The following is a 25682-nucleotide window of genomic DNA, read 5'->3' as shown; positions in this document are numbered from 1 at the left end:
ATGGGTGGGCCGGTCGACATGACTACCATCGCGATCCCGCCGGGGATGCCGCAGTACGACGACGTGCCGCGTTACGACGTGGCGAAGGTGCGCGCCGACTTCCCGATCCTGGACCGGGAGGTCAACGGGCACCGGCTGGTCTATCTCGACAGCGCCAACACCTCGCACAAGCCGCGGCAGGTGCTCGACGTGCTCGCCGAGCACTACGCGATGCACAACGCCAACGTCTCCCGCTCGGTGCACACGCTGGGCACGGAGGCCACCGAGGCGTACGAGGGCGCCCGGGCGAAGGTCGCCGCGTTCGTCAACGCGCCGAGCCCGGACGAGGTGGTGTTCACCAAGAACTCCACCGAGGCGATCAACATCGTCGCGTACGCCTTCTCCAACGCCTCGCTGCGGCCCGACGCCGACCCGCGGTTCCGGCTCGGCCCCGGTGACGAGGTGGTGATCTCCGAGATGGAGCACCACTCGAACATCGTCCCGTGGCAGCTGCTCTGCGAGCGGACCGGCGCGACGCTGCGCTGGTTCCCGGTCACCGACCAGGGGCGCCTGGACGAGTCGGGGCTGGCGGACCTGGTCACCGAGCGGACGAAGATCGTCTCGCTGGTGCACATGTCCAACATCCTCGGCACCGTCAACGCCACCGCGCGGATCACCGAGCGGGTCCGCGAGGTGGGGGCGCTGCTGCTGCTCGACTGCTCCCAGTCGGTGCCGCACATGCCGATGGACGTGGTCGACTACGACGCCGACTTCGTCGTGTTCACCGGGCACAAGATGTGCGGCCCGACCGGCATCGGGGTGCTCTGGGGCCGGGCCGAGCTGCTGGCGGCGATGCCGCCGGTGCTCGGCGGAGGGTCGATGATCGAGACGGTGTCGATGGCGCGCTCGACCTTCGCGGCGCCGCCGGCCCGGTTCGAGGCGGGCACCCCGCCGATCGCCGAGGCGGTCGCGCTCGGCGCTGCCGTCGACTACCTCACGGGCATCGGGATGCGGGCCGTCCAGTGGCACGAGAAGGAGCTGACGGCGTACGCGCTGGACGCCCTCGCCACGGTGCGCGGCCTGCGGATCTTCGGGCCGACCGTGCCGGTGGGCCGGGGCGGCACCATCTCGTTCGCCCTCGGCGACATCCACCCGCACGACGTCGGGCAGGTGCTCGACTCGCTCGGCGTGCAGGTGCGGGTGGGCCACCACTGTGCCCGGCCGGTGTGCACCCGGTTCGGCGTGCCGGCCATGACGCGGGCGTCGTTCTACCTCTACACCACCACCGAGGAGATCGACGCCCTGGTGGCGGGCCTGGAGCAGGCGCGGAAGGTGTTCGAGTGAGCGGCGACGCAGGAGCCCGCGGATCGACGGGAGTTCAGCCTGATGCAGCTTGAATCTCTTTACCAGGAGATCATCCTGGACCACTACAAGCACCCGCACGGCCGTGGCCTGCGCGACGCGGGCGACCCGGGCGCCCGGGTCGCCGAGGCGCACCACGTCAACCCGACCTGCGGCGACGAGGTCACGGTCCGGGTGGCGACCGACGGCGACGTGCTGCACGACGTCTCGTACGACGGCATGGGCTGCTCGATCAGCCAGGCGTCGGCGAGCGTGTTGCACGAGCTGCTGGTCGGGCGGGGCGCGGGTGAGGCGTTCCAGGTGCACGAGGCGTTCGTGGAGTTGATGTCCGGCCGTGGTCAGGTCACGCCGGACGAGGACGTGCTCGGTGACGGGGTCGCGTTCGCGGGCGTCGCCCGCTACCCCGCCCGGGTGAAGTGCGCGCTGTTGCCGTGGATGGCGTTCAAGGACGCCGCGGCACGCGCCGGCGTGGGCGTGAGCCCTTCGGAGGTTAAGGCATGAGTAGCGAGGACACCGCCACCGCGGCGACGCCGGCGGCCGAGGGCACGGCGACGCCGGCCGCGGACGCCACCGCGCCGGCCGCGGGTGACGGCGGCAAGGCCGCGGGTGCCCGGGCCGCCGTCGCCGACATCGAGGAGGCGATGAAGGACGTCGTCGACCCCGAGCTGGGCATCAACGTGGTCGACCTCGGCCTGGTGTACGGGGTGCACGTCGGCGACGACAACGTCGCCACGCTGGACATGACGCTGACGTCGGCGGCCTGCCCGCTGACCGACGTGATCGAGGACCAGGCCCGCCAGGCGCTGACCACCGGCCCCGGCGGCGGCCTGGTCGACGACATCCGGATCAACTGGGTGTGGCTCCCGCCGTGGGGCCCCGACAAGATCACCGACGAGGGGCGCGACCAGCTCCGCTCCCTCGGCTTCAACGTCTGACCCGGCCCAGCGTCGGTCCCCGTCGAGCGCGCCGCCCCTCCCGGGCGGCGCGCTCGACGCGTTCCTGCCGACGGACGACGGCGGCCAGCTCGCCGACGGCGGCGAGGGCGTCGCCCAGCCGCGGACGACCCCGGGCGTGCGGGGACGGCACTCTCTTCCACCCTGCCGCGTTCGGGCGGAGCCGACACCACGGTGCGATCCGCGTGCCATCCTCTATCGATAGTTGTCACCATCTATCTGAAGGAGACGGCACATGCGATCTCGGTTGCTCTCCATCGCGTCCGCGCTGGCGCTCGTCACGGGTGGCTCGGCGCTGGCGTTGCTGCCCGCCAGCCCGGCCAGCGCGCACTGCAGCGGGCACGGCACCCACCCGGATCTGTACAGCGGGGGCGCCATCTCGTTCGGGAACGGGACCAACATCCGGGCCTATCCACACATCGACTGCGGCAGTCGCGGACTCGGCTACCCGAGTCACGGGATCGACGTCCACTGCGCCACCTACACCAACGCGCTCTGGATCTACCTCCGTAACACCACCACCGGAGTCAACGGGTGGTCCCGGTTGGACGCCCTCAACGTCTCGGAGCCCACCACCATCGCCGACTGCTCGAACACGGTCGCGGCGCACCGGCTGGCCTGACGCCCACGGCCGGCGTTCGTCGCAGCCGACGACGCGCCGGGAAATGGGTGGCGGCGGGTGGGGTGGGGAAGCAGGATCGGGGCGTGATCGAGACGTACCCGGTGCAGAGCCTCCCCGTTGCCGCGGCCACCGCCGCGCGGCGACAGCGGACGGTGCCCGGTCGCGTCTCGGCCCGCCGCCCGCCGTCGTGACCGGCGCGTTCCTGGCTGGTCTGGTCGCCGGCTACGGCGTCGCCGTCCCGGTCGGTGCGATCGCCATCCTCATCCTCGGGCTCAGCGCCCGCACGTCGTTCCGGGTCGGCGCCGCCGCAGCGCTCGGAGTGGCCGCCGCGGACGGGCTCTACGCCGCCGCGGCGGCCCTCGGCGGGGCCGCGGTCGCCGGCCTGCTCGCCCCGGTCGCCGGGCCAATGCGGCTGGTCGCCGCGGTCGTGCTGCTCGCCCTCGCCGGCCACGGCGCCTGGCGTGCCCTGCGCCCCCGCACCGCGCCGGCGGTCCCCGCCGAGGCCCGCCGGGGCCTGGACACTCCGGCCCGGGCCTTCGCCGGCGTGCTCGCGCTGACCCTGTTCAATCCGGCGACGGTGGTCTACTTCGCCGCCCTCGTCCTCGGGCGGCAGGGTGGCGCGGACCCCGGCGTGGCCGAGGCGCTGCTCTTCGTGGCGGGGGCCTTCGTCGCCTCGGCCAGCTGGCAGTTGCTGATCGCCGGTGGGGGCACCCTCGTCGGGCGGGCGTTGGCCGGGCCACGCGGTCGGCGCGTCACGGCGTTGGTCTCCAGCGTCCTCATCGCGGCCCTGGCGACTGCCATGGTGCTGCCCCGATGAAGGCCGCCGGCTACGGCGCCCTGGGTCAGGCGGCGTAGCCGGGGGACATGGCCGCCGCCAGGCGCAGGTGGACGGCGGCGCGCCGGGCGTCCCCCTGTCGCTGCAGGGTGCGCCCGAGCAGCAACTGCACGTACGAGTCGTCCGGCGCCGCCGCCGCGAGCGGCTCCAGCATCCGCAGGGCCCGGGTGAGCTGGGCGGAGTGGAAGTACGCCCGGGCGGCGAGCAGCCTGGTGCCGCGGTCGTCGCCGTGGGCGTCGAGCAGGGGCTGGAGCAGGGTGAGGGCACCCAGGGGATCGCCCAGGTCCAGCAGCGCCTCGGCGTGGCGGAGGCGTTCGACCTCCTCGGGGAGTTGTCGGGGGCTGACCCGTGCGGCCCCGGACAGGAAGTCGTGGATCACCTCCGGGGGCTGAGCGCCCCGCAGTGCCATCCCGTTCGCGACGACCGTCGGTGACGTCGCCACGCCCGCGGCCCTGCCCCGCAGGACCAGCTCCCGGACGACGGCCTCGCCGCCGCCGTCGGCCAGCAGCGCGCCTCCCTCGGGGAAGCCCGCCCTCCGGGCCACCTCGGCCAGCACCTCCGGGCGGCTGATGTCCCGCGCGTCGACGAAGTGCGCGTGCATCACCTCTTCCGCCACCGCGTCCTGCAGTCGCGTACCGCCGGCGGAGTCGGCGAGGGCGATCAGGCGGTGGGCGTCGTGGCTGTTGGCCCGCCAGCCGGCGCCCCAGCGCGGACCGATGCCCTCGGCCTGCGCGATCTGGGAGACGCGTTCCCGGTTCTCGCCGGGCGTCAGGTCCGGCGCGCACCGCTGGAGTGCGGCGTCCACCATCGGGTCACGCAGCACGTCCGCCAGCGGCTCGGCCGGGACGGGGGCGGAGGGGTCGATCCGGAACGGCCGCCAGACGACCTCGACCGGTTCGCCCTCCCAGGACGCCAGCGCCCGTTCCAGCCGCCGCTTGGCGATGTACGCCCACGCGCAGACGACGTCTGCCCACACCTCGATCCGCATACCCCGCACGCTACACGACACGTGTCGCGTAAGCGACGGCTGTCGTATAGTGGCCCGGTGAACTCCTCCGACCCGCGGGCGCGACGGACACGAGCCCGACTCCGGGCCGCCGTCCTGGAACTGGCCGCCGAGCGGGAGCTGGGCGACATCACGATCGCCGAGGTCGCCAAGCGGGCCGGGGTCAACCGCGCGACCACGTACCTCCACTTTCCCGACCTGGACGCGCTCGTCACGGACGCGATGGAGGAGGCGACCGCCCAGGTGGCGCGCGCCGCGGCGCTCTGCCCGCTGGACGCTCCGCGCGACGAGGCGCCGCAGCCGCTGCGCGACCTCTTCGACACCGTCGCCGCCAACGCGGTCCTCTACCGTCGGATGCTGTCCCCGCACGGCAGCGCCCGCTTCGCTGCGGGCCTGCGGGACCGGCTGGCCGCGGAACTGCGGAAGAGTTTCGAGGCGCGGGCGCGTCCCCCCGGCGTCAACGACGTGCCGGTGGACGTCCACGCCGCCTACCTCGCCGGCGCCCTCACGGGCGTCATCGCAGACTGGACCGCGGCGCGGGCCCCGGCCGGAGCGGCAGAGACCGCGCTGGCCACGTGGCGGCTGCTCCGTGGCTGAACCCATCCGCGTCTCGACGCGACCAACACAGGGGAGGTTGCCGTGGTCGGCAGGCCGGCAGTAGGTGGCGGTCGGTGGGTCGAGGTGGCCCCGGGCCGCGTCGCCCGCTGGGTCGAGGGCTTCGCCGACCGGCACGGCGCGCCCACCACCACCGTCCAGCCGCACGGCTTGCTGCTCGCCGCCCCGGACGGCGCGACCGCCGAGCTGCACAACCCGCCCGGCGCGCCGGCCACCCCGGACGTGCCCGGTTTCGTGGCCGCCGCGGCCACGCCCCGCCGGATCGGCCTGCTGCTGGTCCGTAAGGGCGCGGTGGCGGTGGGCGTCGCGGCGGGCGAGGAGCTGACGGTGTCGAAGGTGGACACCCGGTACGTGCAGGGCCGCACCGCCGCCGGGGGGTGGTCCCAGCAGCGCTTCGCCCGGCGGCGCGACAACCAGGCGAAGGCGGCGCTGGGCGACGCGACCGAGCTGGCCGTACGGCTGCTGTTGCCGGAGGCGTCGTCGCTGAGCGCGCTGGTCTGCGGCGGCGACCGGCGGGCGGTGGACACCGTGCTGGCCGACCGGCGGCTCGCCCCGCTAGCGGCGCTGCGCGCGGAGCGGCTGCTGGACGTGCCCGAGCCCCGGCACGCCGTGCTGGTCGGCGCGATCGCGGCGGCCCGCGCGGTCCGGATCCTGGTCCGCGACCGCCTCGGAGAAACCCAGTGATCCCGCTTTCCGCTTCGTGAGTCCGTGCCCCCGCCGAGCCGGGGTATCCCGGGCGGACGGCTGCCGCCGGTGCGGACCCGTCCCACGTCGGTCGGCGGCGGGCCACGGTGGACGCACTAGGCTGGGCGCGATGGTCGGGAAGGAGCCGGGATGGCGGAGACGGCCGCGGCCGACGTCGTCGTGGTCGGTGGCGGGGGCGGTGCTCCCGGCGACGAACTGGTCGTGGAGAGCCTGGGCCACCGGATCCGGCGGCTGCGCATCGCCCAGGGCCTGACCCAGCAACAGGTCGTCGGCTCCCGTTACACCCGCGCGTTCCTGGGCGCCGTGGAGTCGGGCGTCCGGGTGCCCAGCCCCGAGGCGCTGGCCTACTTCGCGGACCGGCTCGGGCTGCCGGTGGACGACCTGCGGTACGGCCGGCCGGCCGACGCCGCCACCCGGCTCGCCGCCGAGCAGGCGTCGGCCCGGCGGGACCTCTCCGCCGGCCGGTTGGACGCCGCCGAGCGGGCGCTGACCGGGATCCGCCGTCGGGCGGACCACTACCGACTGCCCGAACTGGCTGGCTGGGCCGCGTACCACCTGGCGGAGGCGCAACTGCACCGCGGGTCGACCGAGGACGCCGCCGCCCGGTACGACGAGTTGGCGGCGACGCTCCCCGACGGGTGCCCGGCGCTGCGCGCGGCGGTGCTGGCCCGGCAGGCGTACTGCCTGCTGGTCACGGGGGACGCGCCGCGGGCGGTGGCGATCCTGGAGGGCGGCCTGCGGGCCCTGCGGGCGGCGCCGCCGGTGGACGCCGACGCCGAGCTGCGGTTGACCAACGCCCTGATGTACACGTTCCTCGAACTGAGCTGGCGGGACCGGGCGCGGCGGCTGGAGCGGGAGGCGGCTTCCCTGCTCGACCGGGTGACCAACCAGGAGTGGGTGGCGCAGTTCCACGCCGTCGCCGGGCAGCTGCGCCGCGACGGCGAGCTGGACGAGGCGGACCGGCACCTGCGGGAGGCCGGCCGCCGTTACGCCGAGCTGGGGCTCACCCGGGAGATCGCCCTGTGTCACTGGGCCCGTGGCTACGTGTTGCTGCGGGCCGGGCGGCCGGGGGAGGCGGGGCCGGAGTTGCGGCGCGCCCGGGAGATGCTGGGCGCCGTCGGCGCGGTGCTCGACCACGCCGGGGCGACGCTGGAACTGGCCGAGGCGCGCCGCCGGGAGGGCGTCCTGGACGAGGCGGGTGCGCTGGCCGAGGAGGCCGCCCGGACGGCGGCGGCCTGCGACCACCGGGAGATCATGGCCGAGGCCGACCGGGTGCGCGGGCTGGTGCGGGCCGCGCAGGGCGACCACGACCAGGCGCGGCGGCTGCTGCTGCGGGCCGTCGACCGGTACGAGCGGGCCGGCCTGATGGGGGACGTGGTGATCACCTGCCGCCATCTCGCCGAGCTGTTGCTGGCCGGGGCGGAGCGCGACGCGGCGACCGCGGTGCTGCGTCGTGGCCTGCGTGCGGCGGAGCGCCTGTCGTGAGCCCGCCGGAGCCTGTCGTGGCGGGCGACCCGGTGGGGGAGCTGGGCGCACGCCTCCAGCGGCTGCGGACGGCACGAGGGCTCACCCAGCGTGCCCTGGCCGAGCCCCGGTACACCGCGGCCTACGTGTCCGCCGTGGAGGGTGGTCGCCGGATGCCCTCCGCCGATGCCGTCGCCCACTTCGCCGAGCGGCTCGGGGTGACTCCGGCGGACCTGGCCACCGGCCGCTCGCCGGCCGAGGTGGTGCGCCTGCGGCTCCGGCTGGTCGGGGCGGACCTGGCCGGGTCCACCGACGAGAGGGCTGCCGTCTGCCGGGAGGTGGCGGCGGTCGCCGCCGACCTGGACGAGCCGGTGCTGGCCGCCCGGGCCCGGCTCGGTCTGGCCGGCGTCGCGCTGTTCCGCGACGATCCCGACGCCGCGTCGGCCGAGGTGGACCGGGCGGAGGCGCTGCTGGCGGGGGCGCCGCCGCACGTCCGGGCCGAGGCGGCGGCCAGGCGCGCCGCGGTGCTGCGCCACACCGGTGATCCCCGGTACGCCGGCTTCCTGCTCGCCGAGGCGCGGGACGCGCTGGCGCGGGACGGGTGGCCGGACCCGTCGACCCTGCTGACCCTGTACGCGGAGCTGGTGCTCTGCCACGTCGCGCTCGGCGACGAGGAGGCGGCGGCGGAGGCCGCCGGACAGGCCCTGGCCCTGGCGGTGCTGCCCGCGCCGGCGCGGGTCGCGGGGATGCACCTGACGGTCGCGGACGCGTTGCTCGCCTCAGGACGGACGGCGGAGGCCGACGTCGCCGCGGAGCAGGCCCGCCAGGCGGCCCGGCAGGTCGCCATGGGGGTGCAGTTGGCGTGCTGCCACCGGGCCCGGGGGCAGGGGCGCCGGGCGGCCGGCGACCTGGCGGCTGCCCTCGCCGACCTGGCGACCGCGCACACGGCGCTGACGGTCGCCGGGCAGCGGGCGCTGGCCCGGGAGGTCGGGGTGGAGCTGGCCGAGGTCCACCACGCGCTGGGCCAGCCGGAGCGCGCGGCGGCGCTGCTGTGCGACGCCGTCGATCCGGCCGTCGACGCGGTGGTGGCGGCGCGCGCCGACCGGGTGCGCGGCCTGCTGCGGGCCGATGCCGGGGAGCAGGTTGACGCCGAGCGGCACCTGCGGGCGGCGGCCGCCGGCTATCGGGCGGCCGGGCGGCGCCGGGAGTTGGCCGCGGTGGTCCTGCTGCTGGCGGAGCGGCTGGAGCAGTGGGGGCGGCCCGGGGACGCCCTCGACCTGCTCCGCGACGGGCTGCACCAGGTGGAGCAGCTCGGTGAGCGGGTAGCCGCGTTCCGCGCCACGGCCTGATCCTCGGCGCCGACCACTGTGGCGGGCCGCGCCTGCGGGCCGGTTCGCCGGGCCGTCGGCCCGCGCCCTGGTGTCGGACCGGGCGCGGGCCGGTTCGCCGGGGCCGCCGGCTCGCGCCCGGGGCGCCGGCCCGGGGCGGCCGGCCGCCTACCCCGGGCCACGAGCGGCCGGGCCGCCGGTGTGTCCGCGGTCCCGCGTCAGTCCCGGGCCCAGAGCGCCGGGGTGTGCGGCGGCTCCCAGCCGGGCTGGGCGGTGTGTGCCTGGAGGCAGCGGTACGCGACGCCGCCGTAGGTCACCCGGGCGCCGGCCGGGTAAGCGGTGCCGGGCGCCCAGGTCCCGCCGGGTGCGCTGCCGGTCGGGGTGGGGTGGGGGCCGAGGTCACCGGATTACCGCCAGGATGCCCCATCTTTCAGGGCGGGGAGGAATGGCGGACGCGTCGTCAACCATGACTGTCCCTTGTGGTAGGACTGGTCGTGTGCGGACGGCGTACAGGTGTCGGGCGTACCCGACGCCGGAGCAGGTGAGCGTGCTGAATCGCACGTTTGGTTGCATCCGGGTGGTGTGGAACCGCACTCTCGCCGCCCGCCATGCTCGTTACCGCGCTGAGGGCAGATCGACCTCGTACGCCCAGACGGATCGGGCGTTGACGGAGATGAAGAAGCAGCCCGATCTGGCGTTTCTGGGTGAGGTGTCGTCGGTGCCGTTGCAGCAGACCCTGCGCCACCAGCACACCGCCATGACCGCGTTCTTCGCCAAGCGGGCCCGGTACCCGCGCTACAAATCCCGGCACGGCCGCCAGTCCGCGAGCTTCACCCGGTCGGCGTTCCGCCTCCGTGGCGGGAACCTGTCGCTGGGGAAGACTCCGGGTGTGCTGCGGTTCGTGTGGTCGTGGCCGGACGTGGACGTGGCGGGGCTGGATCCGACGATGGTGACGGTGTGCCGTGACCCGGACGGCCGTTGGTTCGTGACCTTCGCCGTCGACATCGAGGCACCCGCCGCACCCGAACCGATGGGCGGGGTGGTGGGTGTGGACCTCGGCCTGACCGATTTCGCGGTGTTGTCCACCGGCGAGCGCATCTCGCATCCGAAACACATGGAGCGGCGCGAACGCCGACTCAAGCGGTATCAGCGGATGATGGCCCGCCGGCAGAAGGGCTCCGCCAACCGCGCCAAAGCCAAACGGAAGGTCGCGCGGGCGCATTCGCGGGTCCGCGACGCGCGCCGGGACTTCCTCCACCAGCAGTCCACGACCCTGGTACGCCGGTTCGCCGCCATCGCGGTGGAGGACCTGGCGGTGGCGAACATGGTCCGCAACCGGTCCCTGGCCAGATCCATCTCGCGTACCGGCTGGGCCGAGTTCCGCACCCTGCTCACCTACAAGGCGCACCGCGACGGCCGCACCCTCGCCGTCGTGGACCGCTGGTACCCATCGAGTAAGACGTGTTCGACGTGCGGGCACCTGCTCGCCCAGCTTTCCCTCGGCACACGCCACTGGACGTGTCCGAGTTGCGGCACCCGGCATGACCGGGACGTCAACGCCGCCAAGAACATCGCCGTCGCGGCCGGGCTGGCCGAGACGCAAAACGCCTGCGGAGCGGACGTCAGACACGAGGGGCAACCTTCCGTGCGGTCTGCGGCGAACCAGGAACCCCAACCCGCGAGGGTCGGAATCCCCCGCCTTTAGGCGGGGGAGGATGTCAAGTACACCAGCTCGTAGAAGGTGTGCCGGTGCGGAAAGTCGGCGCGGGACAGCGGCCCGATCTCGTCGAAGGTGCCGACGGCGAACGGCACGTCGTCCGGGGCGGGTGCCGCCAGGTCGTGCCGGGGCAGCGCCGACGGTGGACCGGCGGCGGCCGGTCGTGATCGGACGGACGGAGCCCGGCGGGCGGGCGGGTCGGGCGGGCGCGACGGGGACACAGGCAGCTCCCTGTGTTGACAAGGGTCGGATCTGATCGATCGACAGCTGTATTGACGGCGTCGGATGTCTAACCTACGGTAATGGCAACAGAGTTAACAACAATTGTTGTCTCTCCAGTAGCGCACCGGCAGTGCGGCTGCCACGCGGCACTGCGTGCCTGCTCGCACCCGGTCGCTGCGACCCTCCACATCGTCCTGACCCCGAGGAGACCCCCATGCTCCGACGAACAGCCACCGTGGCGGCAACTACCCTGAGTGCCGTCGCGCTGGTGCTCACCGTGGCCCTGGCCGCCCAGGCCAGCGCCGATCCCGACCGCGTGCCCGCCGCCCCGGTCGACGCTCCCGACGGCGTGGCCCCCGAGATGTTCGCCGCCCTGCAACGGGACCTGCGGCTCACCCCGGCCCAGGCCCGTGCCCGTCTCGACGTCGACGACCGGGCCGCTCGGGTCCAGCAGGTGCTGCGCGCCACCCTCGGCGCCCGCTACGGCGGCACCTGGGTCACGGAGCCGGGCGCCACGGTGTCGGTCGGCGTCATCAGTGCCGCCGACGCCGACGCGGTCCGTGGCCTCGGCGCGGCCCCGGTCCCGGTGAGGCACACCGAGCGTGCCCTGGACGGGGCGGTCGACCGGCTCAACCGCAGGGCCACCGCCGCGCCGCCCGCCGTCGTCGGCTGGTACGCCGATCTTCCCGGCAACGCCGTCGTGGTGCTCGCCCGGGACGGCGCGGTGCCCGCGGCCCGGTCCTTCGCCGCCGCCGCCGGGGTGCCGGCCGGGGTGCTGCGGGTGCAGGCCAGCACGGAGGACCCGAAGCCGTACGCCGACGTGATCGGCGGCAACGCCTACTACACCGGCAGCAGCCGGTGCTCGATCGGGTTCTCGGTGAACGGCGGTTTCGTCACCGCCGGACACTGCGGCCGGGCCGGGGCCCGCACCTCGCAACCGGGCGGCACCGTGCGCGGCTCCACGTTCCCCGGCCGGGACTACGCCTGGGTGCAGGTGGACGCCGGGAACACCCCGCGCGGGCTGGTGAACGACTACCGGGGCGGGACGGTGGCGGTGGCGGGCAGCGTCGAGGCCGCCGTGGGGGCGGCGGTCTGCCGGTCCGGTTCCACCACGGGGTGGCGCTGCGGCACCATCCAGCAGAAGAACGCCTCGGTGACCTACCCGGAGGGCACGGTGACCGGGCTCACCCGGAGCAACGCCTGCGCCGAGCCGGGCGACTCCGGTGGTTCGTGGCTCTCCGGCAGCCAGGCCCAGGGCGTCACCTCGGGCGGCTCCGGCAACTGCAGCACCGGCGGGACGATGTACTTCCAGCCGGTCAACGCGATCCTGGCGGCGTACGGGCTGACGCTGGTCACCACCGGCGGCCCCGAGCCGACCCCCACGCCCACCTCGACCGGCACCCCGCCCGGCGGGACGACCTGGCAGGCGGGCGCCGCGTACGCCGCCGGCGCGACGGTGAGCTACGCCGGGGTGTCCTACCGCTGCCTGCAGGGGCACACGGCGCAGCCGGGTTGGGAGCCGCCCAACGTGCCGGCGCTCTGGCAGCGGGTCTGAACACCGCTGCCACGCCGCACACGGTACGGGCCCGGTCTCCGCAACGACCGGGCCCGTACCACGCCTGTCCGTGGGAGGCGGTCGGCCGCCCCGCCCGCTGACTTCACACCGCCCCGCTGAAGGTGTCGCAGGACTTCGGGTCGCCGGTCTCGTAACCGCGGCTGAACCACTGCCTGCGCTGCTCGGACGAGCCGTGGGTGAACTCGTCGGGGTTCACCGGCCGGTTCGCCCGCTCGGAGATGGCGTCGTCGCCGATCTTCTCGGCGGTGTCGACGGCCTGCCGGATGTCCTGCTCGCTGATGCTGGTGAAGATCTTCTGGCCACTGGCGTCGGCGGTGCCGGTGGCGTTCTTCGCCCAGGCGCCGGCATAGCAGTCGGCCTGCAGCTCCAGCCTGACCGAGAGCGCGTTGGCGTTGTCCGGGTCGCGCTGCTGCTGGCGGCGCATCTGGGCCTCGGTGCCGAGCAGGTCCTGCACGTGGTGGCCGTACTCGTGGGCGAGCACGTACGGCTGGGCGAATTCGCCGGAGGCCCCGAGCTGCTGGGCGAGCACCCGGTAGAAGGTGAGGTCGATGTAGACCAGGTCGTCGGCGGGGCAGTAGAACGGGCCGACGCCGGAGTCGGCCTGCCCGCAGGCGGTGTTGACGCCCTGGCTGAAGAACACCGTCCGGGACGGGCGGTACTGCTCGCCGAACGCCTCGGGCAGCGCCTTCTGCCAGTACGCCTGGATGGAGTTGACGTAGAGCGCGTTGCGGCAGTCGAGCTGCTGGAGCGCGTCGTCGGCCGAGCACTTCTGCTCCAGTGACGTGTTGTCGCCCTGCGGGTCCCCGCCGCCGTTGGTGGCGGCGTTCAGGCCGAAGCCGCCACCGACGAGGGCCACCAGCACGGCGATGACGAGGCCGACGATGCCGCCCCGGCCGCCGCCGATCGGGATGGGTATGCCGCCCAGCCCGCCGCCCCCGCCGGATCCTCGCCGGTCGTCCACCTGGCTGGTGTCGATCCGTGCGTTCTCGTTCAGCTCCATGTCTACCCCGATCACCGTTTTGGTCCGTTTTGGTGGTTGCGGTACCGGACCGGGTCCGGACGGCGTTTCGGTACCCGATGATCTTGGTCGGTAATCCGGCGGGGCGGTCGGGCGACGCCCGGTACACTTGCCACGTGCTGCTCTGCGAAGGCTGAACCGCCCCGCGCCGACGGGCCTCGTGCCCGCCGGCGCTTTCGCGTGCCCTGAGTCAGCCCTTCCAGACCCCGAGAGCGAGTCCTCCGACATGATCACTGCCACCGGCCTGGAGCTTCGTGCCGGCGCCCGGATCCTGCTGTCCGACACCACGCTGCGGGTGCAGCCGGGTGACCGGATCGGCCTGGTCGGCCGCAACGGCGCCGGCAAGACCACCACGCTCAAGGTGCTCGCCGGCGAGGGTCAGCCCTACGCCGGGCAGATCGAGCGGCGCAGCGCCATCGGCTACCTCCCGCAGGACCCGCGGACCGGCGACCTGGAGGTCACCGGCCGCGACCGGGTGCTCTCCGCCCGGGGCCTGGACGTGCTGATGGCCCAGATGAAGGAGATCGAGGCCAAGCTCGCCGACGGCGCCGACGACCGGCTGGTCCGCCGCTACGGCGCGCTGGAGGACCAGTTCGCCTCCCTCGGCGGGTACGCCGCCGAGGCCGAGGCCGCCCGGATCTGCGCCAACCTCGGGCTGCCGGACCGGGCGCTCGCCCAGACCATCGGCACCCTCTCCGGCGGCCAGCGCCGCCGCATCGAGCTGGCCCGGATCCTGTTCCGGGACGCCGGCGAGAACGGCGGCGGCATCCTGCTGCTCGACGAGCCGACCAACCACCTCGACGCCGACTCGATCACCTGGCTGCGCGGCTTCCTCGCCAACCACAAGGGCGGCCTGATCGTGATCTCCCACGACGGCTCGCTGCTGGAGTCGGTGGTCAACAAGGTCTGGTTCCTCGACGCCACCCGCTCCGTCGTCGACGTCTACAACCTCGGCTGGAAGGCGTACCTGGAGGCCCGCGAGACCGACGAGCGGCGCCGCCGCCGGGAGCGGGCCAACGCCGAGAAGAAGGCCGGCGCGCTGATGGCGCAGGCCGACAAGATGCGGGCCAAGGCCACCAAGACCGTCGCCGCGCAGAACATGGCCCGGCGGGCCGAGAAGCTGATCGCCGGCCTGGAGGAGGTACGCGTCGCCGACAAGGTGGCGAAGGTGCGCTTCCCGAGCCCGGCCCCGTGCGGCAAGACCCCGCTCACCGCGACCGGCCTGTCGAAGTCGTACGGCTCGCTGGAGATCTTCACCGACGTGAACGTGGCGGTGGACCGGGGCTCCCGGGTGGCCATCCTCGGCCTCAACGGCGCCGGCAAGACCACCCTGCTGCGGATGCTCGGCGGCCTGCTGGAGCCGGACACCGGCGAGGTGCACGCCGGCCACGGCCTGCGGCTCGGCTACTACGCGCAGGAGCACGAGACGCTCGACGTGGACCGCACGGTCCTGGAGCACATGCGCAGCGCCGCCATCGAGCAGACCGACACCGACCTGCGGAAGATCCTCGGCGCGTTCCTGTTCTCCGGCGACGACGTGGACAAGCCGGCCGGGGTGCTCTCCGGCGGCGAGAAGACCCGGCTGGCGCTGGCCACCCTGGTCTGCTCCGGGGCGAACGTGCTGCTGCTCGACGAGCCGACGAACAACCTCGACCCGGTCAGCCGCGAGCAGGTGCTCGACGCCATCGCCCGCTACCCGGGCGCGATCGTGCTGGTCACCCACGACCCCGGCGCGGTCATGGCGCTCAAGCCGGACCGCGCCATCCTGCTCCCCGACGGCGACGAGGACGCCTGGAGCGACGACCTGCTCGAACTCGTCGAGCTGGCTTGACCCGTCCGGCCCGGTCAGCGCACCAGGCCGAGCAGGTGGGGGAGCACCCCCGAGGTGGCCAGGATGACCACGCCGATGGCGACGAACACGGCCGGGACGAGCCAGTGGCCGGCGCGGCCGACGGCCCGCACCACCCGCGGGTGGCCCCCCAGCCAGGCTCCCGCCGCGCACCACAGCGCGACGAGCACCACGAAGACCAGCAGGAACACCACGCTGTCGGCCGGCCCGAGGGCGCGGAACACCGGCACGTAGACGGCGATGTTGTCCGCGCCGTTGGCGATCGTCACCGCGGCCACCCCCAGCGTGGAGCCCACCACCGTCGGGGCCTCGTCGGCTTCCCGGTCGAGCAGCGCGCGCACGCCGAGGGCGATCGGCAGCAGCCCGAGCAGCCCGGTCCACGGATCGGGCACCACCAGCAGCCCGGCCGCGACCACCGTGCTGGCCAGGGCGAGCGCGCCGATGCCCAGGTACTGCCCGGCCACGATCTGCCAGGTGCGGGGGCGGCCGGTGCCGCGGGCGGCGACGAAGAACAGCGTCAGGACGACGATGTCGTCGATGTTGGTGGCGGCGAAGACCACCGCCGCGCCGGCGGCAGTGTCGAGGAGGTCCGTCACGTCACGCAGGGTACGGAGCGAGCGCCCGTCGCCCCCGCGCGGGCACGCTGCGTCGACCCCGGCCCCGTCGGGAGGATCACTCTATCGGGAAGATGACAACGCATAGCGTGTCGGTTGGCGAAGAGTTGATATCTGGCGCATGATCGTTCGAGGCGGTCTAATAGGTGGGACCGTATCCGAACCGCACAGTCTGGGACGTGAGGACACAGCATGGCAGCCACTGGCACAGCCACCAGCACTGAGAAGGGTCGCCGGATCGTCGGAGCCGAGCGTCAGACGCTCGCCAAGGACCTGGTAAAGCGGTACACCTCGGGTGAGAGCATCCGCGCGCTCGCGGCCTCGACCGGCCGTTCCTACGGGTTCATCCACCGGGTGCTCACCGAGTCCGGGGTGCAGCTGCGGCAGCGCGGCGGCGCCCGGCGCCGCAAGAAGGCGTGACCCGCCCCCCAGCGTCGTCCACCAGCGCCGCGCCCCGGGTCGTCCGGTGACCGCCGAGGCGACCGGGGTTCGGCTGGAATACGAAGGGCCGGTCGCGACGGTCACGTTGTGTCGGCCCGACGTGCTCAACGCCCAGACCCCGGCGATGTGGCGCGCGATGAGCGACTTCGCGCGCGACCTGCCCGGCGACGTCCGCGTCGTGGTCGTCCGTGGCGAGGGGCGGGCGTTCTCCGCCGGCCTCGACCTGACGGTGGCCGGCGCCTCCGGGCCGGGCTCGTTCGCCGAGCTCGCCACCCTGCCCGAGCAGGAGTGCGCGGACCGCATCGCGGAGTTGCAGGGCGGCTTCACCTGGTTGCACCGGCCCGACATCGTCTCCGTCGCCGCCGTGCAGGGCCACGCGATCGGCGCCGGCTTCCAGCTGGCGCTCGCCTGTGACCTGCGGGTGCTCGCCGAGGACGCGAAGTTCTCCATGGCCGAGGTGACGCTCGGCCTGGTGCCGGACCTCGCCGGCACCAAGCGCCTGGTCGACCTCGTCGGCTACTCCCGCGCGCTGGAGATCTGCGCCACCGGCCGGCGGATGGACGCCGCCGAGGCGGACCGGATCGGCCTGGCCACCCTGGTCGTGCCGAACGCCGACCTCGACGCCGCGGTGCGCGACCTGACCGCGGGTCTGCTGGCCAACAACCGGGACGCCGTGGTGGAGATCAAGGCGCTGCTGGCCGGCGCCGCCGGCCGGTCCGCCGCGGAGCAGCAGCGGGCCGAGCGCGAGGCGCAGACACGTCGGCTGCGCGATCTCGCCGGGCGGGGAGAATAGTAAGGACCGTTCGGGAAGATCCGGGTTACGGCCGAGGTTGTCAGAGTCGTCGGGAGAATCGACCTGACGGTGCGGTCGACCCGACGACCCGGAGGTGAACGTGTCCAACCCGATGTCCGGCGGCGGCATGGCCGGTTGGAGCATGCTCCGGTCGATGCGCAGCCGCGACGAGATCTCCACGCACCGGCTCAAGCGCGGCGTGGCCAGCCGGATCGTGGCGTTCGCGCGGCCCTACCGCCGCGACATCGTCGTCTTCCTGGTGACCGTGGTGCTGGCCGCGATCATCGGGGTCGCCACCCCGGTGCTCGCCGGCGACGTGATCGACGCGATCAGCCGGGGCGGCTCGGGGGCCGGCGACCTGGTGGTGCGGCTGGCCCTGGTCATCGCCGCGCTCGCCGTGGCCGACGCGCTGCTCTCCCTGGCCCAGCGGTGGTATTCGGCCCGCATCGGCGAGGGCATCATCCTCGACCTGCGCACCCGGGTCTACGACCACGTCCAGCGGATGCCGCTGCAGTTCTTCACCCGCACCCAGACCGGCGCCCTGGTCAGCCGGCTCAACAACGACGTGCTCGGCGCCCAGCGGGCGTTCACGTCGACGCTGTCCGGCGTGGTCAGCAACGTCATCCAGCTGGTGCTCACCGCCGCCGTGATGTTCACCCTCTCCTGGCAGATCACGGCGCTGTCGCTGGTGCTGCTGCCGGTCTTCATCATCCCGGCCCGCCGGGTCGGCAAGCGGCTCGCCGAGATCACCCGGGAGTCCTACAACCTCGACGCGAAGATGAACGCGACGATGACCGAGCGCTTCGGCGTCTCGGGGGCGCTGCTGGTGAAGCTCTTCGGCCGGCCCGAGGTGGAGGCGCGCCGGTTCGCCGGGCGGGCCGAGCGGGTCCGCGACATCGGCATCCAGTCCGCGATGTACTCGCGGACGTTCTTCGTCGCGATGCTGCTCGTCGCCTCGTTGGCCCAGGCGCTCACCTACGGCCTCGGTGGCTGGCTCGCGGTCACCGGCAACGTCAGCGCCGGCACCGTGGTCACCCTCGCGTTGCTGCTCACCCGCCTCTACGGCCCGCTGACCGCGCTGTCCAACGTCCGGGTGGACGTGATGAGCGCGCTGGTCTCCTTCGACCGGGTCTTCGAGGTGCTCGACCTGAAGCCGGCCATCGAGGAGAAGCCCGACGCGGTCGCGGTGCCCCGGGGCAGCGGCCGGGTCGAGTTCCGCGACGTGCGGTTCCGCTACCCCAGCGCCGCGGAGATCTCGCTGGCCTCGCTGGAGGAGGTCGCCGCGCTGGACCGTACGGTCAACGAGCCGGTGCTCAAGGGCGTCTCGTTCGCCGTCGAGCCGGGGCAGATGGTGGCGCTGGTCGGCCCCTCCGGCGCAGGCAAGTCGACGCTGTCCATGCTGATCTCCCGGGTCTACGACGTCACCGACGGGCAGGTGCTGGTCGGCGGGGTCGACGTCCGCGACGCCACCTTCGGCTCGCTGCGCGACGAGATCGGCGTGGTGACCCAGGATTCGCACCTGTTCCACGAGACCATCGCCGAGAACCTGCGCTACGCCAAGCCGGACGCCACCGACGACGAGATCTGGGCGGCGCTGGCCGGCGCGCAGGTCGCCGACCTGGTGCGGTCCCTGCCGGACGGGCTGGACACCACCGTCGGCGAGCGCGGCTACCGCTTCTCCGGCGGCGAGAAGCAGCGCATCGCCATCGCCCGGCTGCTGCTCAAGGCTCCGTCGATCGTGATCCTCGACGAGGCGACCGCGCACCTCGACTCGGAGAGTGAGGCGGCGGTGCAGCGGGCGCTGTCGGTGGCGCTGACCGGGCGTACGGCGCTGGTGATCGCGCACCGGCTCTCCACCGTCCGCGACGCCGACCAGATCCTGGTCCTCGACGAGGGTCGGATCGTCGAGCGGGGCCGGCACGAGGAGTTGGTCGCCGTGGGCGGGCTCTACGCCGAGCTCTACCGCACCCAGTTCGCGGTCGCCGACTCGCCCACCCCGTACGTGGACGCGACCGGCCCCGAGCCGGTGAGTCTGCCGCTGCGGTCCTACGTCGCCGACGAGGCGATGCCGCCGGCCGCGGCCAACTGACGCCTCAGCCGGTGGCGACGACCGCCGCCCGTAGCTCGCCGAACGCCGCGCCGAGGGTCTCGGGGGTGAAGTGCGCGTTCAGGCCGCTGGGGTTGGGCAGCACCCAGAGCCGGGCGCCGGCGAGCGGCTCCGGCTGCGGGCCGAACGCCGCCTTCGGCCGGGCGAACCCGATCCGGTACGCGGTCACCCCGACCACGGCGACCCACCGGGGGCCGTACCGCTCGACCTTGCCGGTGAGGATCTCCGCCCCCTCGACCAGTTCGGCGGCGGTCAGCTCGTCGGCCCGGGCGCTGGCCCGCGCGACGACGTTGGTGATGCCCAGCCCGAGGCCGGGCAGCTCGTCCTGCTCGGCGGGGTGCAGCAACCGGGGCGTGAAGCCGCCCCGGTGCAGCGCCGGCCAGAACCGGTTGCCGGGCCGCGCGAAGTGCCACCCGGTCGCGGCCGACCACAGGCCCGGGTTGATCCCGACGAAGAGCACGTCCAGCCCGGGCGTGACGAGGTCGGGGATGGTGCGGTTTGCCGCCGCGGCGAGTTCCTCCCGCGTGGGCCGCGGATACCGGTGCGCGGCGTCCCCGGGGGCGGGTGTCGGTTCGGGTCGGCCAGCCCGTCCGGTGCCCCCGGCCCCGACCGGTCCGCCGGGGGACGGAACCATTACAGGCTCCGCAGCGCGCCACCGTCGACCGGCACGGTGACCCCGGTGAGGTAGCTCGCGGCGGGGGAGAGCACGAACGCGGCCACCCGGCCGAACTCCGCCGGCGCGCCGATGCGGCGCAGCGGGATGCCCGCCTCGGCCTCCGCGCGGGCCCGCTCGGGGTCGCCCGTGGCGGCGAACAGCTCGACGTTGCGGTCCGTCATGATCCGCCCGGGCAGCAGGCCGACCATCCGTACGCCCCGGGGCCCGTACTCGTCGGCGACGTCCTTGGCCATCCCGACCAGGCCGGGCCGCAGGCCGTTGGAGATGCCCAGGCCGGGCACCGGCGAACGTGCCGAGGTCGACAGGACCAGCCCGATCGCGCCGCCGTCGCCCTCGCCCAGGGCGGCGGCGACCGTACGCACCGTGCGGACGGTGCCCAGGAAGACCGTTTCGAAGGATCGGCGCCACTGCTCGTCGGTGACCGACGCGGCGCTGCCCGGCGGCGGCCCGCCCACCGAGACCAGCGCCCCGTCGAGGCGCCCGAAGTGCTCGCGGGCCGCCCCCACCAGCCGCTGCGGTGTCTCCGGGTCGGCCAGGTCGGCGGTCAGGCCGACGGCCCGCTCCGGCCCGCCGAGGCGCTGGGCGGCGGCAGCCACCGCGTCGGCGTCCCGGGCGGAGAGCACCACGCGGGCGCCGTCGGCGACGAGGCACTCCGCGGTCGCGTAGCCCAGGCCGCGGGAGGCACCGGTCAGTACGTACACCCGATCGGTCAGTCCGAGATCCATGCCGTCGATCCTGCCGTACCGGGCGGATGCGCCAGCCGGGGGCGGTGGGCCGGGTCAGCGGCGGGCGGGGCGCAGCAGGCGTACCCGACCGGCGAGCTGGACCGCGACGGCTCCGCCGGCGCGCCCCCAGCCCGGCAGGCGGCGGGGCCGCGGCGGCCCGTGCCCGTCGTAGCGGTCGGTGGCCTCCCGGGCGGCCAACTCCTCCGCGCCCAGCGGCGGCAGCGAGCCCCGGTCGCGCAGGTCACGGGCCAGGTCCCAGCCGTCGCGCAGGGAGCCGGTGGTCGGCCGCCCCGCCGCCCACCGGGCGAAGGTCGCCGGCCAGTCCGTGCCGAGGCCGGCCGCGAGCAGCGGCCAGTGCCGGGCCACGTCCCCGGCCCGCTTGCGCAGCAGGGCGGCCCGGGCGGCGGCGAGCGCGGCCGGGTCGAAGCCGGGTGGGGGCGGGCCGTCGGCCACCAGCGCCGCCACCAGTTCCGCCTGCCGGGCGGCCAGGTCGCCGTTCATGTGACCGCCGGGAACCCGGAGGCGGCGGCGAGGGCGTCCAGCTCGGCGCGGAGCGTGGCCGCGGGCGGATAGTGACCGTCGCGTTCCAGCAGCAGCGCCGGCGGCCGGTGCCGGGCGCACAGCTCGCGCAGCAGGTCGAGCACCGCCGGGGGCACCGGGTCGGTGTGGGTGTCGTGGTAGAAGCCGCCGTGGTCGGCGCCGCCCGCCACGTGCAGGTAGGCGATCCGGTCCAGCGGCAGCCGGTCGAGCAGCGCGACCGGGTCGCCGCCCCGGTTGCGGGCGTTGGCGTACACGTTGGCGACGTCGAGCAGCAGGAGCGCGCCGGTGCGGTCCAGGATCTCGGTCAGGAAGTCGGCCTCGTCGAGCTCGTCGTCGGGCCAGTCGAACAGGGCGGCGATCGGCTCCAGCGCGATCGGCGCCGGCAGTTCGGCCTGTGCGCGGGCGACGTTGGCGCAGACCGCGTCGACCGCCTCCCGGCTGCGCGGCAGCGGTAGCAGGTGGCCGGCCTCTACGCCGCCGGCCCGGACGAACGCGATGTGCTCGCTGACCAGTGGCGCCTCGACCAGTTCCGCCACCGCGGCCAGGTGGGCGACCCGGGCCGGGTCGACCGGCTCCGCGCCGCCGAGGGAGAGCCGGACGCCGTGCGGCACGACGGTCACGCCGCGTTCGCGCAGCTCGGCGAGCCCGGCGGGCAGCGGCCCGGTCGCGGTGACGCCCTCCGCGACCACCTCCACGAAGCGCAGCCCGGGCAGGTCGGCGACGAAACCGGCGATCTCCGGTCGCCAGCCGATGCCCACCCCGCGCGGGCCGGTCATCCCCCGCACCCGCCTCCGCAGCCGCCCCCGCAGCCGCCGCCCCCGCCGCCGCACGAGCTGCCGCCACCGCAGCCGGAGGAGCCCCCACCGCCGCTCGCCGCCTGCCGCTGGATCTCGGCCTGCTCGGCGAAGCCGGGGTCCATCGCCCACAGTGACGCGGCGCCGAACAACGCCACCCCCATCGCGGCGCCCGCCGCGCCGTAGGTGGCGTAGGCGGGGGTGGACGCGGGCGCGAGGTAGGTGTGCTGCTGTCGCAGGCCGCGCAGCGCCCGGGTGGCGGCGCGGGTCCGCCACGGCACCCGGTGCAACAGGACGGACACCACGACCAGCGGGATCTGGCTCAGCACGAGCCAACCCACCGGACGGTCGTTCTGCAGGCCCGCGATGATCCGGAACACGCCGACCGCCAGCAGGAGGGTGAGCGGGAACGACCACAGGCGCAGCGCCGTCCGGCGCGCCTGCGTCAGCGCGAGCCCGCGCTGCTCCAGGCTGGTCCGGAGCTGGTCGAGCGCCCGGCGTACCCACTCGTCGCGGCGCAGCTCGCGGGTGGTCGCGTTCCGGCCGGCCGCGAGGTGGATCGCCTGGTCCAGCGGCGTGGTCCCGGCCGGCATGGGGCCGCCGGTGGTCAGCCGCCGGTCCGGTCGTACGCCGATCGCCCCGCTGCCCCGCAGCCCGCCGAGCGAGGCCCAGATCGCCAACTGCTCCCCGCCGTTGAGGTAGGCGACCTGTTGCGGGCCGAGCTGGCCGACGTCGCCGGCCGGCGGGCCGGCGAGGACGCGGACGCGGTGGATGATGGCGCCGACGACGACCACGGCGGCGGCGAGGAGGTAGACCCGGAGGAAGACGGGACCGGGAATGCCCCAGGTGTCACCCGGTGCGGCGAGGACAGACATCTGCTGCTCCTGTCGTGCGAGGGGATCGCGGCCCCATTGTGGGGCAGTCCCGCCACGGCGGATCGGCCGCGAGGGGCGAGTTACCGGACCGATACGTAAACAGTGGAGGCTCCGGACGCCGTGGGGGAGGCGAGCCGCGCGAGCGCCGGACGCCCCGGGAGGCGACCCCGCGCCAGCGCCGTGCCCGGGTGGCCGGTCAGCGGCGGCGGACCGCCTCCTCGACCAGGTCGAGCACCGGGTCGAGGTCGCCGGCGGGGCGCCCCATCGCGAGGTGCAGCACCAGGCCGTCGTAGGCCAGTTCGAGGAACTGGGCCAGCACGTCGATCGGCACGTCCTCGCGGAGCACGCCCGCCTCCCGCTGCCGGGACAGCCGTTCGCGGGTCGCCTCGGCAACCGCCGCCGATCGTTCCGCCCACCGCTTGGCGAACGCCGGGTCGGTCCGCAGCCGCCGGGAGACCTCCAGCTGGCTGCCGAGCCAGCCGGTGGTGTCGGGGGAGACCGCGCCGGCCAGCAGGTCGCGCATCACCTGGACCAGGCCGTTGCGGGCGACCGTCTCCACCATGGCGGCGGCGTCGTCCTCGGCGACCGCGAGGAAGAGCGAGTCCTTGTCGCGGAAGTGGTGGAAGATCGCACCCCGGGACAGCCGGGTGGCCTCTTCGAGTCGACGCACGGTGGCGCCCTCGTAGCCGTGCCGCGCGAAACACGCCCGCGCGGCGGCGAGGATCTCCTGCCGGCGAGCGTCGAGCTGGTCCTGACTTACCCTGGGCACGGGTCGATCGTGTCAGGTGACCCCAGGCAACGCAAACCGTACGTACGGCTTGTTGTGGCAGGCGAATGATCATCGGGCCTTCGGCGGCCCCACTAGGATCGGCGCGTGATGCCACTCCCCACCGCCGTCGCGGTCCCCGCCGCCCCGCTGACCGTCGCGGCCGTGCAGGCCGAACCCGTTCCCGGAGACGTGGCCGGCAACGCGGCCAGCGCCGCCCGCCTGGTGCGCCGGGCGGCGGAGCGGGGCGCCCGGGTGACCGTGCTGCCGGAGCTCTTCCTGCCCGCGTACCACCCGCCGACGCTCGCGTCCGACCCGGCCGGCACCGACGTCGCGGCCGACGCCACGGCGGCCGTCGCCGACCCCCGGCTGGACCCGCTGCGCGAGGCCGCCCGCGATGGCGGCGCCGCCGTGGTGGTCGGCGCCGCGGTCCGGCACCCGGACGGGCGGCGGACCATCTCGTCCCTGGTCGTCGACCGGGCCGGCGTGGTCCGCGTCGGGTACGACAAGCAGCAGCTCTGGAGCGGCGAGCGCGAGCTGTTCAGCCCCGGTGACCGGGGCGCCACCCTGCTCGTCGACGACTGGCGGCTCGGGCTCGGCATCTGCTACGACGGCTGCTTCCCGGAGCACGGCCGCGCCGCCGCGGCCGACGGGGCGCACGGCTACCTGTGCCCAAGCGGCTACCTGGCCGGCTCCGAGCACCGCCGCGACCTCTACTACGCCGCCCGGGCGCTGGACAACACGATGTACGTGGTGTTCGCCAACGCCGTCGGCGGCGCGGACCCGTGGCGGTTCAACGGTGGCGCCGCGGTCTACGACCCGGAGGGCCGGCCGCTGGCGCGCGGCGCGGACACCGGCGAGGCCGTGCTGGTCGTCGCGCTGGCGCCGGAGGCCCTCGCCGCCACCCGGGCGGCTCACTCCATGCTGCTCGACCGCCTTCCCGACCAGGGACGCGCCCGTTCGTCGCTGCCGGTCTGACGGAGCGGGTCGGGGCGGCTCGGGTAATTCGGTTGACCCGGCGCCGCCGGGCCGTGAACATGGTCGGCGCATCGTGCACCCGGGCGTGCGCCCGGTCGAGGAGAGGGGGTCGGTCATGGCCGTCTTCGCAGGTCACATCCACCTGCCTCCATCAGCCTCGAGCAAGGGATCACCACCGCAGTGCGCGATCACGACCTTCCGGCGCGCGAGCGCCGTACCCGCGGCAAGCGCCGCTTCGACGACGACGAACCGCTCTTCCTGAAGCGTGGCCGGGCCCCCGAGCCCGCCCCCGCCGACCCCGACGACGAGCCGGATCCCGACACGGGGGAGCGCTGGTCCTCCTGGGACGCCGCCGTGCACGGCCCGCAGCCCCACCCGGACTGGCTGGTCACCGAACTGGCCGCGAAGGACACCGAGCTCGGTGTGCTCAAGACCGGCAAGGAGGCGGACGTCCACCTGGTGCGCCGGGCCGTGCCCGGCACCGACCGGTCCTGCCTGCTGGCCGTCAAGCGCTACCGGGACGCCCAGCACCGGCTCTTCCACCGCGACGCCGGCTATCTGGAGGGGCGTCGGGTCCGCCGGTCCCGGGAGAACCGGGCGATGGCCGGGCGGACCGCGTTCGGCCGGCAGATGATCGCCGGCCAGTGGGCGGCGGCCGAGTTCGACGCGCTGGCCCGGCTCTGGGAGATCGGCACCCGGTACGGCACGATCTCCGTCCCCTACCCGGTGCAGCTGCGCGGCACGGAGCTGATGCTGGAGTTCCTCGGGGACCCGGCCGAGGGGCTGGCCGCGCCCCGGCTGGCCCAGCTTCGGCCCGAGGCCGCTGAGCTGCGCGACCTGTGGAACCAGATGGTGGACGCCCTGGTGGTGCTCGCCCGCGCCGGCCTCGCGCACGGCGACCTGTCGCCGTACAACCTGCTGGTGCACGCGGGGCGGCTGGTGCTGATCGACCTGCCGCAGGTGGTCGACGTGGTGGCCAACCCGCAGGGGTCGGAGTTCCTGGCCCGCGACGTCCGGGTGGTGGCGACCTGGTTCGCGGCCCGGGGGCTGCCGGCGGGGGAGGCCGACCCGGCGGCGCTGACCGCGCTGCTGCTGCGGGAGGCGGGGATCCGCTGACCGGGT

Annotated in this window: 28 protein-coding genes and 1 pseudogene; 17 read left to right on the top strand and 12 right to left on the bottom strand. The window is 74.6% G+C overall.

The window, feature by feature from the left end; genetic code table 11:
* Positions 1-18 precede the first annotated feature (18 nt).
* From ABT006_RS22110 to ABT006_RS22100, 3 genes are read left to right on the top strand one after another with little or no spacing between them, the layout of a single operon-like run.
* Positions 19-1323, top strand: coding sequence for a cysteine desulfurase (locus tag ABT006_RS22110; RefSeq protein WP_350709129.1), 1305 nt, complete (start codon positions 19-21; stop codon positions 1321-1323).
* Between the two features lie 42 nt (positions 1324-1365).
* Positions 1366-1842, top strand: a complete 477-nt coding sequence (sufU, locus tag ABT006_RS22105; RefSeq protein WP_350709127.1) for a Fe-S cluster assembly sulfur transfer protein SufU — start codon at positions 1366-1368, stop codon at positions 1840-1842.
* A complete protein-coding gene (locus ABT006_RS22100; RefSeq protein ID WP_350709125.1) occupies positions 1839-2276 on the top strand; it encodes a metal-sulfur cluster assembly factor in 438 nt (145 codons plus the stop codon). Before sufU ends, ABT006_RS22100 begins: the two co-directional genes overlap by 4 nt.
* Here the strand turns inward: ABT006_RS22100 and ABT006_RS22095 are convergent.
* Positions 2266-2427, bottom strand: coding sequence for a hypothetical protein (locus ABT006_RS22095; RefSeq protein ID WP_350709123.1), 162 nt, complete (start codon positions 2425-2427; stop codon positions 2266-2268). The genes ABT006_RS22100 and ABT006_RS22095 overlap by 11 nt on opposite strands.
* Before the next feature lie 102 nt (positions 2428-2529).
* On the opposite strand from ABT006_RS22095, the gene ABT006_RS22090 reads away from it, so the two are divergent.
* Both ABT006_RS22090 and ABT006_RS22085 read left to right on the top strand, forming a co-directional pair.
* On the top strand, positions 2530-2916 hold the full coding sequence (locus ABT006_RS22090; RefSeq protein WP_350709121.1) for a hypothetical protein: 387 nt from the start codon (positions 2530-2532) through the stop codon (positions 2914-2916).
* A gap of 187 nt (positions 2917-3103) precedes the next feature.
* Positions 3104-3733, top strand: coding sequence for a LysE family transporter (locus tag ABT006_RS22085; RefSeq protein WP_350709120.1), 630 nt, complete (start codon positions 3104-3106; stop codon positions 3731-3733).
* 25 nt (positions 3734-3758) lie between these two features.
* Here the strand turns inward: ABT006_RS22085 and ABT006_RS22080 are convergent, their stop codons facing one another.
* A complete protein-coding gene (locus ABT006_RS22080; protein ID WP_350709118.1) occupies positions 3759-4739 on the bottom strand; it encodes a DsbA family protein in 981 nt (326 codons plus the stop codon).
* A gap of 57 nt (positions 4740-4796) precedes the next feature.
* Between ABT006_RS22080 and ABT006_RS22075 the strand changes: the two genes are divergently transcribed.
* From ABT006_RS22075 to ABT006_RS22060, 4 genes are all read left to right on the top strand, one after another.
* Positions 4797-5354 (top strand): TetR/AcrR family transcriptional regulator, encoded by a 558-nt coding sequence (locus tag ABT006_RS22075; protein ID WP_350709116.1) that lies wholly within the window; start codon positions 4797-4799, stop codon positions 5352-5354.
* A 42-nt stretch (positions 5355-5396) separates the two neighbouring features.
* A complete protein-coding gene (locus ABT006_RS22070) occupies positions 5397-6056 on the top strand; it encodes an acVLRF1 family peptidyl-tRNA hydrolase (protein WP_350709114.1) in 660 nt (219 codons plus the stop codon).
* 150 nt (positions 6057-6206) lie between these two features.
* Positions 6207-7562 (top strand): helix-turn-helix domain-containing protein, encoded by a 1356-nt coding sequence (locus ABT006_RS22065; RefSeq protein WP_350709112.1) that lies wholly within the window; start codon positions 6207-6209, stop codon positions 7560-7562.
* Positions 7559-8890, top strand: coding sequence for a helix-turn-helix domain-containing protein (locus ABT006_RS22060; RefSeq protein WP_350709111.1), 1332 nt, complete (start codon positions 7559-7561; stop codon positions 8888-8890). The genes ABT006_RS22065 and ABT006_RS22060 overlap by 4 nt, the downstream gene beginning before the upstream one ends.
* Positions 8891-9087: 197 nt before the next feature.
* Here ABT006_RS22060 and ABT006_RS22055 read toward each other — a convergent pair.
* Positions 9088-9261 (bottom strand): annotated as a pseudogene (locus ABT006_RS22055) (carbohydrate-binding protein); the annotation flags it as partial.
* 26 nt (positions 9262-9287) lie between these two features.
* On the opposite strand from ABT006_RS22055, the gene ABT006_RS22050 reads away from it, so the two are divergent.
* Positions 9288-10574, top strand: a complete 1287-nt coding sequence (locus tag ABT006_RS22050) for an RNA-guided endonuclease InsQ/TnpB family protein (protein WP_350709110.1) — start codon at positions 9288-9290, stop codon at positions 10572-10574.
* On the opposite strand, the gene ABT006_RS22045 is transcribed toward ABT006_RS22050, so the two are convergent.
* Positions 10571-10807 carry a hypothetical protein gene (locus ABT006_RS22045; protein WP_350709109.1) on the bottom strand — a complete coding sequence of 79 codons (237 nt, stop codon included), beginning with the start codon at positions 10805-10807 and terminating at the stop codon, positions 10571-10573. The two genes, ABT006_RS22050 and ABT006_RS22045, sit on opposite strands and share 4 nt — an antisense overlap.
* Before the next feature lie 215 nt (positions 10808-11022).
* Between ABT006_RS22045 and ABT006_RS22040 the strand changes: the two genes are divergently transcribed.
* Entirely contained in the window at positions 11023-12363 is a 1341-nt protein-coding gene (locus ABT006_RS22040) for a carbohydrate-binding protein (RefSeq protein ID WP_350709107.1), read from the top strand.
* A gap of 103 nt (positions 12364-12466) precedes the next feature.
* On the opposite strand, the gene ypfJ is transcribed toward ABT006_RS22040, so the two are convergent.
* Positions 12467-13384: a KPN_02809 family neutral zinc metallopeptidase gene (gene ypfJ, locus ABT006_RS22035; RefSeq protein ID WP_350709105.1), complete on the bottom strand. Its 918-nt coding sequence runs from the start codon at positions 13382-13384 to the stop codon at positions 12467-12469.
* Positions 13385-13628: 244 nt separating this feature from the next.
* Here ypfJ and ABT006_RS22030 point away from each other — a divergent pair, with 244 nt between their 5' ends.
* Positions 13629-15233 carry an ABC-F family ATP-binding cassette domain-containing protein gene (locus tag ABT006_RS22030; protein ID WP_350709103.1) on the top strand — a complete coding sequence of 535 codons (1605 nt, stop codon included), beginning with the start codon at positions 13629-13631 and terminating at the stop codon, positions 15231-15233.
* Between the two features lie 14 nt (positions 15234-15247).
* On the opposite strand, the gene ABT006_RS22025 is transcribed toward ABT006_RS22030, so the two are convergent.
* Positions 15248-15847: a cadmium resistance transporter gene (locus ABT006_RS22025; protein WP_350709101.1), complete on the bottom strand. Its 600-nt coding sequence runs from the start codon at positions 15845-15847 to the stop codon at positions 15248-15250.
* 210 nt (positions 15848-16057) lie between these two features.
* Here ABT006_RS22025 and ABT006_RS22020 point away from each other — a divergent pair, with 210 nt between their 5' ends.
* The 3 genes from ABT006_RS22020 (at position 16058) to ABT006_RS22010 (ending at position 19188) form a co-directional block, all read left to right on the top strand.
* Positions 16058-16285 carry a helix-turn-helix domain-containing protein gene (locus ABT006_RS22020; protein ID WP_007462679.1) on the top strand — a complete coding sequence of 76 codons (228 nt, stop codon included), beginning with the start codon at positions 16058-16060 and terminating at the stop codon, positions 16283-16285.
* A gap of 46 nt (positions 16286-16331) precedes the next feature.
* On the top strand, positions 16332-17099 hold the full coding sequence (locus tag ABT006_RS22015; protein ID WP_350709100.1) for an enoyl-CoA hydratase/isomerase family protein: 768 nt from the start codon (positions 16332-16334) through the stop codon (positions 17097-17099).
* 112 nt (positions 17100-17211) lie between these two features.
* Complete coding sequence (locus tag ABT006_RS22010) at positions 17212-19188, top strand: ABC transporter ATP-binding protein (RefSeq protein WP_350709372.1); 1977 nt, start codon at positions 17212-17214, stop codon at positions 19186-19188.
* Between the two features lie 4 nt (positions 19189-19192).
* Here the strand turns inward: ABT006_RS22010 and mug are convergent, their stop codons facing one another.
* From mug to ABT006_RS21980, 6 genes are all read right to left on the bottom strand, one after another.
* Complete coding sequence (mug, locus tag ABT006_RS22005) at positions 19193-19840, bottom strand: G/U mismatch-specific DNA glycosylase (RefSeq protein WP_350709098.1); 648 nt, start codon at positions 19838-19840, stop codon at positions 19193-19195.
* On the bottom strand, positions 19840-20607 hold the full coding sequence (locus ABT006_RS22000) for an SDR family oxidoreductase (protein ID WP_350709096.1): 768 nt from the start codon (positions 20605-20607) through the stop codon (positions 19840-19842). Before ABT006_RS22000 ends, mug begins: the two co-directional genes overlap by 1 nt.
* A 54-nt stretch (positions 20608-20661) precedes the next feature.
* Complete coding sequence (locus ABT006_RS21995) at positions 20662-21108, bottom strand: SCO6045 C-terminal-like domain-containing protein (RefSeq protein ID WP_350709094.1); 447 nt, start codon at positions 21106-21108, stop codon at positions 20662-20664.
* Positions 21105-21923: an MbnB/TglH/ChrH family RiPP precursor modification enzyme gene (locus ABT006_RS21990; protein WP_350709092.1), complete on the bottom strand. Its 819-nt coding sequence runs from the start codon at positions 21921-21923 to the stop codon at positions 21105-21107. Before ABT006_RS21990 ends, ABT006_RS21995 begins: the two co-directional genes overlap by 4 nt.
* Complete coding sequence (locus ABT006_RS21985) at positions 21920-22816, bottom strand: TIGR04222 domain-containing membrane protein (protein ID WP_350709090.1); 897 nt, start codon at positions 22814-22816, stop codon at positions 21920-21922. Before ABT006_RS21985 ends, ABT006_RS21990 begins: the two co-directional genes overlap by 4 nt.
* 196 nt (positions 22817-23012) lie before the next feature.
* A complete protein-coding gene (locus ABT006_RS21980) occupies positions 23013-23585 on the bottom strand; it encodes a TetR/AcrR family transcriptional regulator (RefSeq protein WP_350709088.1) in 573 nt (190 codons plus the stop codon).
* A 108-nt stretch (positions 23586-23693) separates the two neighbouring features.
* Between ABT006_RS21980 and ABT006_RS21975 the strand changes: the two genes are divergently transcribed.
* The gene (locus tag ABT006_RS21975; RefSeq protein ID WP_350709370.1) at positions 23694-24560 is read left to right on the top strand and encodes a carbon-nitrogen hydrolase family protein; all 867 of its coding nucleotides are present in this window, start codon (positions 23694-23696) and stop codon (positions 24558-24560) included.
* Between the two features lie 180 nt (positions 24561-24740).
* Positions 24741-25676 (top strand): serine protein kinase RIO, encoded by a 936-nt coding sequence (locus tag ABT006_RS21970; protein ID WP_350709087.1) that lies wholly within the window; start codon positions 24741-24743, stop codon positions 25674-25676.
* The last annotated feature ends 6 nt before the right edge of the window (positions 25677-25682 follow it).

Source organism: Micromonospora sp. NPDC002717 (genome assembly GCF_040295705.1).
GTDB lineage: Bacteria > Actinomycetota > Actinomycetes > Mycobacteriales > Micromonosporaceae > Micromonospora.
This window is presented reverse-complemented; position numbering and strand designations above follow the sequence as displayed.

Bases quoted from the DNA above. Each gene is read 5' to 3' on its own strand.
- ABT006_RS22080 (WP_350709118.1), bottom strand. From the start codon at position 4,739: ATGCGGATCGAGGTGTGGGCAGACGTCGTCTGCGCGTGGGCGTACATC.
- ABT006_RS22020 (WP_007462679.1), top strand. From the start codon at position 16,058: ATGGCAGCCACTGGCACAGCCACCAGCACTGAGAAGGGTCGCCGGATC.
- ABT006_RS22040 (WP_350709107.1), top strand. From the start codon at position 11,023: ATGCTCCGACGAACAGCCACCGTGGCGGCAACTACCCTGAGTGCCGTC.
- ypfJ (WP_350709105.1), bottom strand. From the start codon at position 13,384: ATGGAGCTGAACGAGAACGCACGGATCGACACCAGCCAGGTGGACGAC.
- ABT006_RS21995 (WP_350709094.1), bottom strand. From the start codon at position 21,108: ATGAACGGCGACCTGGCCGCCCGGCAGGCGGAACTGGTGGCGGCGCTG.
- mug (WP_350709098.1), bottom strand. From the start codon at position 19,840: ATGGTTCCGTCCCCCGGCGGACCGGTCGGGGCCGGGGGCACCGGACGG.
- ABT006_RS22000 (WP_350709096.1), bottom strand. From the start codon at position 20,607: ATGGATCTCGGACTGACCGATCGGGTGTACGTACTGACCGGTGCCTCC.
- ABT006_RS21985 (WP_350709090.1), bottom strand. From the start codon at position 22,816: ATGTCTGTCCTCGCCGCACCGGGTGACACCTGGGGCATTCCCGGTCCC.
- ABT006_RS22050 (WP_350709110.1), top strand. From the start codon at position 9,288: ATGCCCCATCTTTCAGGGCGGGGAGGAATGGCGGACGCGTCGTCAACC.
- ABT006_RS22030 (WP_350709103.1), top strand. From the start codon at position 13,629: ATGATCACTGCCACCGGCCTGGAGCTTCGTGCCGGCGCCCGGATCCTG.
- ABT006_RS21975 (WP_350709370.1), top strand. From the start codon at position 23,694: ATGCCACTCCCCACCGCCGTCGCGGTCCCCGCCGCCCCGCTGACCGTC.
- sufU (WP_350709127.1), top strand. From the start codon at position 1,366: ATGCAGCTTGAATCTCTTTACCAGGAGATCATCCTGGACCACTACAAG.
- ABT006_RS22065 (WP_350709112.1), top strand. From the start codon at position 6,207: ATGGCGGAGACGGCCGCGGCCGACGTCGTCGTGGTCGGTGGCGGGGGC.
- ABT006_RS22010 (WP_350709372.1), top strand. From the start codon at position 17,212: ATGTCCGGCGGCGGCATGGCCGGTTGGAGCATGCTCCGGTCGATGCGC.
- ABT006_RS22090 (WP_350709121.1), top strand. From the start codon at position 2,530: ATGCGATCTCGGTTGCTCTCCATCGCGTCCGCGCTGGCGCTCGTCACG.
- ABT006_RS22110 (WP_350709129.1), top strand. From the start codon at position 19: ATGACTACCATCGCGATCCCGCCGGGGATGCCGCAGTACGACGACGTG.
- ABT006_RS21990 (WP_350709092.1), bottom strand. From the start codon at position 21,923: ATGACCGGCCCGCGCGGGGTGGGCATCGGCTGGCGACCGGAGATCGCC.
- ABT006_RS22100 (WP_350709125.1), top strand. From the start codon at position 1,839: ATGAGTAGCGAGGACACCGCCACCGCGGCGACGCCGGCGGCCGAGGGC.